Source organism: Streptomyces sp. NPDC001002 (assembly GCF_053599215.1).
In genome coordinates this window covers 21,954-29,156 of record NZ_JBSFLV010000115.1, presented here as the reverse complement: position 1 = coordinate 29,156, position 7,203 = coordinate 21,954, and the positions used below count along the sequence as shown (strand labels likewise).

The window sequence follows — 7,203 nt, the reverse complement described above, 5'->3', positions numbered from 1 at the left end:
ACTGCAGGGGGGACCCTGTGGGAGAGTAGGACACCGCCGAACAATTCTTGAGAAAACCCCCGTACCGTTTATTCGGTACGGGGGTTTTCTGCGTTTAGGGTCCGGATGAGGGGCAAGCCTCAAGCCGCCCGCCTTCAGCTGTTAAAGGCGTCCCGCTGCCTTGAGAGCCAAATACGCGTCCGCCAATGCCGGCGCCAGTTCCTCTGGCGTTTCATCGACGACCGTAACGCCGTGCCGGCGAAGTTGTTCCGCGGTGCGGTGGCGTTCGCTCTGGGCCTGGGCGGCGGCTGCGGCCTCGTAGACGGCGTCGGTGTTTCCGCGGGCTGTGGCCATCCGGGCGATATAGGGATCCGCTACTGATGCCACCAAAATCGTGTGGCGCTGGGTGAGTTGGGAGAGGACCGGGAGCAGGCCTTCTTCGACCGGGGCCGTGTCGAGGCTGGTGAGCAGGACGATCAGGGAGCGGCGGGGGGCCGTACGGAGGGCTGTGGCGGTCAGGCCTCTGGCGTCGAGTTCGACCAGTTCGGGTTCGATCGTCGCCATCGCGTTGACCAAGGACGGGAGGACGTCTCGGGCTGTGCGGCCCTGGACGAGGGCGCGTACCCGGCGGTCGTAGGCGAGGAGGTCCACGCGGTCGCCCGCGCGGGAGGCGAGGGCTGCGAGGAGCAGGGCTGCGTCCATGGAGGCGTCGAGGCGTGGGGCGTCGCCCACGCGGCCGGCGGAGGTGCGGCCGGTGTCGAGAACCAGGAGGATGTGGCGGTCGCGTTCGGGGCGCCAGGTGCGTACGGCGACCGTGGACTGGCGGGCGGTGGCGCGCCAGTCGATGGAGCGGGTGTCGTCGCCGGGGACGTACTCGCGCAGGCTGTCGAATTCGGTGCCCTCGCCGCGGGTCAGCAGGCTGGTGCGGCCGTCGAGTTCGCGTAGTCGGGCGAGTTTCGAGGGCAGGTGCTTGCGGCTGGTGAACGGGGGCAGGACGCGGACAGTCCAGGGGACCTTGTGGGTGCCCTGGCGGGCGAAGAGGCCGAGGGGGCCGTCGGAGCGGATGGTCACGCGGTCCGCCTGGTGGTCGCCGCGGCGGGTGGGACGTAGGCGCGTGGTGACGCGTCGGCGTTCGCCGGCGGGGACCGTCAGGCGGTGGCGGGAGGCTTCGACCTCGGTGCCGGGCTGCCAGCTGCTGGGGGGCCAGGCGTCACGCACGCGTGCGCGAAGGGGGCGGCCCGAGGGGTTGGTGATCGTGAGGGTGACGTCGGCGGGTTCGCCCAGGCGGGCCGAGGTGTCGCCGGAGCGGGTGAGGCCGAGGCGGCGTACGGGGGCGGCCAGGGCGAAGTCGCAGGCGCAGGCGAGGGCCAGAGGGCCGTTGACTGCGAGGAGGCCCCACCAACTCGGCTCCAGGATGCCGATGGGGAGAGAGCCGATGGCCGCGAGGAGGGCGGCGCGTCCGGTGAGTGCCATCAGCGGGGGACGGGGACGTGGGCGAGGATCGCGTTGATGACCGAGTCGGCCGTCACGCCCTCCATCTCGGCCTCCGGGCGGAGTTGTACGCGGTGGCGGAGGGTGGGCAGGGCGAGTGCCTTGACGTCGTCGGGGATGACGTAGTCGCGGCCCGTGAGCCATGCCCACGCGCGCGAGGTGGCCAGGAGGGCTGTGGCGCCACGCGGGGAGACGCCCAGGGTGAGGGACGGGGACTCGCGGGTGGCGCGACAGATGTCCACCACGTAGGCGGTGATCTCCGGGGACACCGTTGTCTTCGCGACGGCGGAGCGGGCGGCTTCGAGGTCGGCGGGGCCCGCTACGGGGCGTACGCCGGCGGCGCGCAGGTCGCGCGGGTTGAAGCCCTCTGCGTGGCGGGTGAGGACGTCGATCTCGTCCTGGCGGGAGGGGAGAGGGATCGTCAGTTTGAGGAGGAACCTGTCGAGTTGGGCTTCGGGGAGGGGGTACGTGCCCTCGTACTCGACCGGGTTCTGGGTCGCGGCGACCAGGAAGGGGTCGGGGAGGGGGCGCGGGGTGCCGTCGACGGTGACCTGGCGCTCCTCCATGGCTTCGAGGAGGGACGACTGGGTTTTCGGCGGGGTGCGGTTGATCTCGTCCGCGAGGAGGAGGTTGGTGAAGACGGGGCCGGGCTGGAAGGAGAACTCGGAGCTGCGGCTGTCGTAGACGAGGGAGCCCGTGATGTCGCTCGGCATCAGGTCCGGGGTGAACTGGACGCGCTTGGTGTCGAGTTCGAGGGCGGATGCGAGGGCCCGGACGAGCAACGTTTTGGCTACCCCGGGGACTCCTTCTAGTAGGACGTGTCCGCGGCAGAGGAGGGCGACGACGAGGCCGGTCACGGCGGGGTCCTGGCCGACCACGGCTTTGGCGATCTCGGCGCGCAGGGCTTCCAGGGAGGCTCGGGCGGTGCCCGGATCCCCGGTGTTCCCGGCGGTGTCAGTGGTCGGGTCCATCATGGACGGCGTACCTCTCTTTCGAGGGCGTCGAGTTGATCGGCGAGTGCGATGAGGGCCGTGTCGTCGCTGGGCGGCGGGCCGAAGAGGAGGGACTGCAGGGTGGTCTGGCCGTCGCCGTGGAGGTGGGCGGACAGAGCGGGGAGCAGGGTCTCGGGCGAGTGCGCCTGGGTGACGGGGACGCCTACGAGGGGGGCGAGTCTGGTGCGGGTGGTGGAGCGGAGAGCGGCGGACGCGCGGTCACGGGCGTTGGCCTTGCGGTAGAGGCGCGCGCGGCCTTCGACGGTTTCGGAGGCGCGGATCGCCACGGGGAGTCTTTCGGGCACGAGGGGGCCGAGTCGGCGTGCCCGCCACAGGGCGGCGAGGAGTGCCGCCACGAAGAGCTGCAGTGTGCCCCAGAGCCAGCCGGAGGGAAGCAGGTCGAAGAGACCCTTCTCGCCGGAATCGGTGGCCGAGATGTCGGAGAGCGAGGGGAGGTACCAGACCAGATGCGGGCGGGAGCCGAGGAGTTGGAGGGCCAGCGAGGCGTTGCCCTGGTCGTCGAGACGGTCGTTGAAGAGGATGTCGGGCGCTCCGAGGACCACGGTGTCGCCGTTCCCGGAGGTGTCCGGGATGCGCAGCAGGGTGGCCAGCCGTTCGCTCGGGTAGCACTCGTCGGCGCCGAGGTGGGTGGTGGTGTAGCGGATGCCGCCGGTGTCTGCGGGGCCGGCGGTGCGTGCGGCGGGCAGTGCGCAGCGGGGGGAGAGCGTGGAGTCGAGGCTGGTGGCGGGGTCGGCGGTGACGCCGGGCGCGAGCCTCTCCACGGATGCGCTGCCGGAGGCGACGAGGACGGTGCGTCCGCCGGAGCCGGCGGTCGAGGCGTGCAGCTGGTTCTGTTGACGTTCGGTCAGCAGGTCGGGGGCGGCGATCAGGAGCGTGGTGTCCGGGGCGGCCGCGGCGCGTGCCTCGCCCAGGGTGGTGACCAGGCGCGTGGAGACGCCGCGGTCGGCGAGGAGTTCGGCGACGGCGCGGCTGCCGTAGGGGTCGACGGAGCGCGGGTCGAGTGTGCCGTGCCGGGCGTCGGAGCGGATCACGGCGATCACGACGGCCGTCACCAGGAGGAGCACGACGCCGAGCGCGATGCCCCGCGCGCGGGTCCACACCTGGCGTGCGGTGGGCGAGACCGAGGTGGCGGGGAGCGTGGCCTCGGCGGTCACTGGGCGGCTCCCTGGCGGGCGTTGGGGGCCGTGGTGGGGCTGCTGCTCGTGAGGTGGGGCTTGGTGCGGTCGAGGTCGCGGTCGAGTTCGGCGATGCGGTGGTACGACTGTTCGCTCGCCCTGCGTCCGCCGTATGTCACGTCGTCGAAGTCCCGGGCGGCGGCGCGCAGTCGGTCCGTCTGGGAGGGCAGCGTGCGGCCGGCTTCCGCCGCTGCCTCGTCGGCGGTGCGGCCGGGGCGGATGTCGAGGAGCGCCCGTTCCTCCAGGGAGCGGACGATGGCGCGCATGCGTTCCTGGACCGCCTGGTTCCAGTGGCCTTGGGCGGCGTGTGCCTCGGCGGCCGCGCGGTGCTCGGCGGCGCTTCGGGGACGGTCGTCGAACAGGGCGGCGGCGGAGACGGGTTGGCGGCGCGGTGTGCCCAGGCGCCACCACAGCACGCCCAGTACGGCGAGGACGGCCACGATGACGACGACGAGGCCGAGCGCCCCGCCGGGCGTCGCGGTCGAGGCCGCGCCGAACAGCTTGTCGACCCACTTCCAGAAGGCGTTCAGGGCACGCTCGAAGAGGCCGGGGTCGTTCTCGTGGTACATGCGCTTGGACAGTTCGCGCCGGGCCGCCTCCCGCGCGGGGTCACGCGGGATCGTCACCGGCGGTTCGTCGCCGGAGCGCAGTGACAGTACGCCTGAGCGCGCCGACAGTACGGAGGTGTCGCCGACCCGCAGCAGGGTCCGTACGGTCGATTCGGCGGCGCGTGGCAGTGCCGGCACCGCTGTGAGAACTCCCCCCGCCAGGCTCACCGCATCAGCTCCCCGAGCCGGCTGCGGTGCCGTAGTCCTGGACGCCGGCGGCGCGGGCCAGTTCGAGGTCGAGGGCCTCGCGACGGATGCGCTGGTCGATGTAGAGCAGCACGGTGACGCCGGCCGTGATCGGGAACGTGATCATCGAGCCGATCACGGCGCCCACGCCGCTGATGATGAGGTACGTCCAACCGACGTCGCCGGCACCGGCGTTGAGGAATCCGCTGACGCCGTCGCCGCTGAAGGCCGAGGCGATCAGGGTGAAGGGGATGACGACGATCGAGGCGACGATGTTGGCGATGACGGTGGCGAGCAGCTGGATGCCGAAGACCCGCCACCAGGAGCCGCGGACCAGCTTCACGGAGCGGCTCATCGACTTCGTGATGCTCTGCTTCTCCAGCATCAGCGCGGGCGAGGACAGCGAGAAGCGGACCATGAGCCACACCGCGACGACGACGGCTCCGAGGCCGCCCAGGACGCCGAGGGCGGCGCCCGGGCCGTCCGCTCCGGCGATGGCGACGAGGAGGCCGGGCAGGACGCCCACGATGACGATGCCGGACGCGATGAGCAGCAGCAGGAAGATCAGGCCGAACAGCCTGAGCAGCTGCGGGCGCGCGTCGCGCCAGGCCTCGCCGATGGTGACGGACTTGCCGAGCACGGCGCGGCTGGTGACGGTCGTGAGGAGGGCGGTGGCCGTGATCGTGCCGATCAGGGAGACCAGGAAGACGACGCCGCTGCTGATCATGGTGTCGCCCAGTGCGCGGGACAGTTCGTCGAAGCTGGCGCTGGGGTCGTCGAGGGCCTCGGTGCTGACGGTGTCGTTCAGGATCAGGCCCTGCACGAGGATGACGATGACCTCGGTGAAGACCGCGACGGTCAGGGAGATGCCGAGGACCGTGCGCCAGTAGGTGCGCATGGTGGAGACCGCGCCGTCGAGGATCTCGCCGACTCCGAGCGGGCGGAGGGGGATCACGCCGGGCTTGGCCGCGGGCGGCGGGCCTCCCCAGGCGCCGCCTCCCCAACCGCCGTAGGGACTGCCTCCGTAGGAGCCCTGGCCGCCGCCGTAGCCACCGGGGCCGTAGCCGCCAGGGCCGCCGGGAGCGCCCGGGCCTCCGTAGCCGCCGCCGGGGGGCTGGCCGCCCCAGCCCGGGCCGGGTGGTGGGGGCGGCGGGGTCTGGCCCGGGTTCGGGGCGCCGGTGGGCGCGGACCACTGGCCGGCCGGGGGCTGCTCCTTGGACCACTTCACGCCTTGGTCCTGCGGGTCCGTGCCGGGCTGGCCGGAGGGCTCCGCCGGGCCCGGACGGTCGGTGGGCGCGGCCGGGTCGGACGCGCCGGGCTCCTGCCCGTCGGACGGGGCAGATCCGGGCGAGGCCCAGCCCGGAGTGTCGTTCATCGTCGCTCCTTCACGGTGCCCGTCCGCGGTCGCGGTGGCAGGTTGGCAGCCATCGTGCCATGGGGTGGTCACCGGGGTATCGGCCGCGGTATGGGCTGCGCACCTTCAATTGTCGGCCCGGTAAGGGGCAGACTGATCGCATGGCTGATCAGCACGCGCAAACCGGCGAGGACCACAGGCCCACCGAGATACCGGCGATCCGATGGGAGGAGCCACCCGAAGGTCCCGTACTGGTCCTTCTCGACCAGACGAGGCTGCCGGCCGAGGAGGTCGAACTGGTCTGCACGGACGCGTCCGCGCTGGTGGAGGCGATCCGTTCGCTCGCCGTGCGCGGGGCGCCGCTGCTCGGCATCGCGGGAGCGTACGGCGTCGCGCTCGCCGCCGCGCGCGGGTTCGACGTGGACGAGGCCGCGACCGTGCTGGCGGGGGCCCGGCCGACCGCGGTGAACCTCGCCGTGGGTGTGCGCAGGGCGCGGTCCGCGCACCGGGCCGAGTTCGCGAAGAGCGGGGACTCCGAGCTCGCTGCCCGGGCGGCGTTGGATGCGGCGAAGCGGCTGCATCAGGAGGACGCCGAGGCCAGTGCCCGGATGGCCGAGCGCGGGCTGGCGCTGTTGGACGAGCTGCTGCCTGGCGGTGGGCACCGGATTCTCACGCACTGCAACACCGGCGCGCTGGTGTCGGGTGGTGAGGGGACGGCGTTCGCGGTGGCCCTCGCGGCGCATCGGGCGGGGCAGCTGCGGCGGCTCTGGGTGGACGAGACGCGTCCGTTGCTGCAGGGCGCTCGCCTGACGGCGTACGAGGCGGCTCGCAACGGGATGGCGTACACCTTGCTCACTGACAACGCGGCGGGTTCGCTCTTCGCGGCCGGTGAGGTGGATGCCGTGCTGATCGGGGCGGACCGTATCGCGGCCGACGGTTCGGTGGCGAACAAGGTGGGGAGCTATCCGCTCGCCGTGCTCGCGCGCTATCACCATGTGCCGTTCATCGTCGTGGCACCGATCACCACGGTGGATCCGGACACGGTGGACGGGGCGTCCATCGAGGTGGAGCAGCGCCCGGGGTACGAGGTGACCGAGGTCGCCGCGCCTCAGGCGCCGGTCACGGGAGCGGGGGGCGGGATTCCGGTGGCGCCGCTGGGGACCCAGGCGTACAACCCTGCGTTCGATGTGACACCGCCCGAGCTGGTGACCGCGATCGTCACGGAAGAGGGTGCTGTCTCGCCAGTGACGGCGGAGGGGCTTGCTGAGCTGTGCGCCAGGTCGCGTCAGGTGACGACCGGTTGACGGGATGACGTCGGCTCGATCGACGGGAACGGCCCCTCCACCAGCCGTATCAGCCGGTGTGCGGCCCGGCGAGGCCTGATTTCGCGCCACCGG

The 7,203-nt window shown here is 72.2% G+C and carries 6 protein-coding genes; 1 reads left to right on the top strand and 5 read right to left on the bottom strand.

The annotated features are described in order from the left end of the window. Positions 1-141: 141 nt before the first annotated feature. Genes ACWDR3_RS35970 through ACWDR3_RS35950 form a run of 5 tightly spaced genes read right to left on the bottom strand, consistent with a single transcriptional unit; the run spans position 142 to position 5,827 of the window. Complete coding sequence (locus ACWDR3_RS35970; protein ID WP_450356769.1) at positions 142-1,452, bottom strand: DUF58 domain-containing protein; 1,311 nt, start codon at positions 1,450-1,452, stop codon at positions 142-144. Continuing rightward, complete coding sequence (locus tag ACWDR3_RS35965; RefSeq protein WP_450356768.1) at positions 1,452-2,444, bottom strand: AAA family ATPase; 993 nt, start codon at positions 2,442-2,444, stop codon at positions 1,452-1,454. The genes ACWDR3_RS35970 and ACWDR3_RS35965 overlap by 1 nt, the downstream gene beginning before the upstream one ends. After that, complete coding sequence (locus tag ACWDR3_RS35960) at positions 2,441-3,637, bottom strand: DUF4350 domain-containing protein (protein ID WP_450356767.1); 1,197 nt, start codon at positions 3,635-3,637, stop codon at positions 2,441-2,443. Before ACWDR3_RS35960 ends, ACWDR3_RS35965 begins: the two co-directional genes overlap by 4 nt. Then, a complete protein-coding gene (locus ACWDR3_RS35955) occupies positions 3,634-4,434 on the bottom strand; it encodes a DUF4129 domain-containing protein (protein WP_450356766.1) in 801 nt (266 codons plus the stop codon). Before ACWDR3_RS35955 ends, ACWDR3_RS35960 begins: the two co-directional genes overlap by 4 nt. A 4-nt stretch (positions 4,435-4,438) precedes the next feature. Further along, positions 4,439-5,827 (bottom strand): DUF7544 domain-containing protein, encoded by a 1,389-nt coding sequence (locus ACWDR3_RS35950; protein WP_450356765.1) that lies wholly within the window; start codon positions 5,825-5,827, stop codon positions 4,439-4,441. Positions 5,828-5,967: 140 nt separating this feature from the next. On the opposite strand from ACWDR3_RS35950, the gene mtnA reads away from it, so the two are divergent. Continuing rightward, positions 5,968-7,110, top strand: a complete 1,143-nt coding sequence (gene mtnA / locus ACWDR3_RS35945) for an S-methyl-5-thioribose-1-phosphate isomerase (RefSeq protein ID WP_450356764.1) — start codon at positions 5,968-5,970, stop codon at positions 7,108-7,110. Positions 7,111-7,203 lie beyond the last annotated feature (93 nt).

Coding starts and splice junctions, on each gene's coding strand:
- ACWDR3_RS35970 (WP_450356769.1), bottom strand. CDS start 1,452: ATGGCACTCACCGGACGCGCCGCCCTCCTCGCGGCCATCGGCTCTCTC.
- ACWDR3_RS35965 (WP_450356768.1), bottom strand. CDS start 2,444: ATGATGGACCCGACCACTGACACCGCCGGGAACACCGGGGATCCGGGC.
- ACWDR3_RS35950 (WP_450356765.1), bottom strand. CDS start 5,827: ATGAACGACACTCCGGGCTGGGCCTCGCCCGGATCTGCCCCGTCCGAC.
- mtnA (WP_450356764.1), top strand. CDS start 5,968: ATGGCTGATCAGCACGCGCAAACCGGCGAGGACCACAGGCCCACCGAG.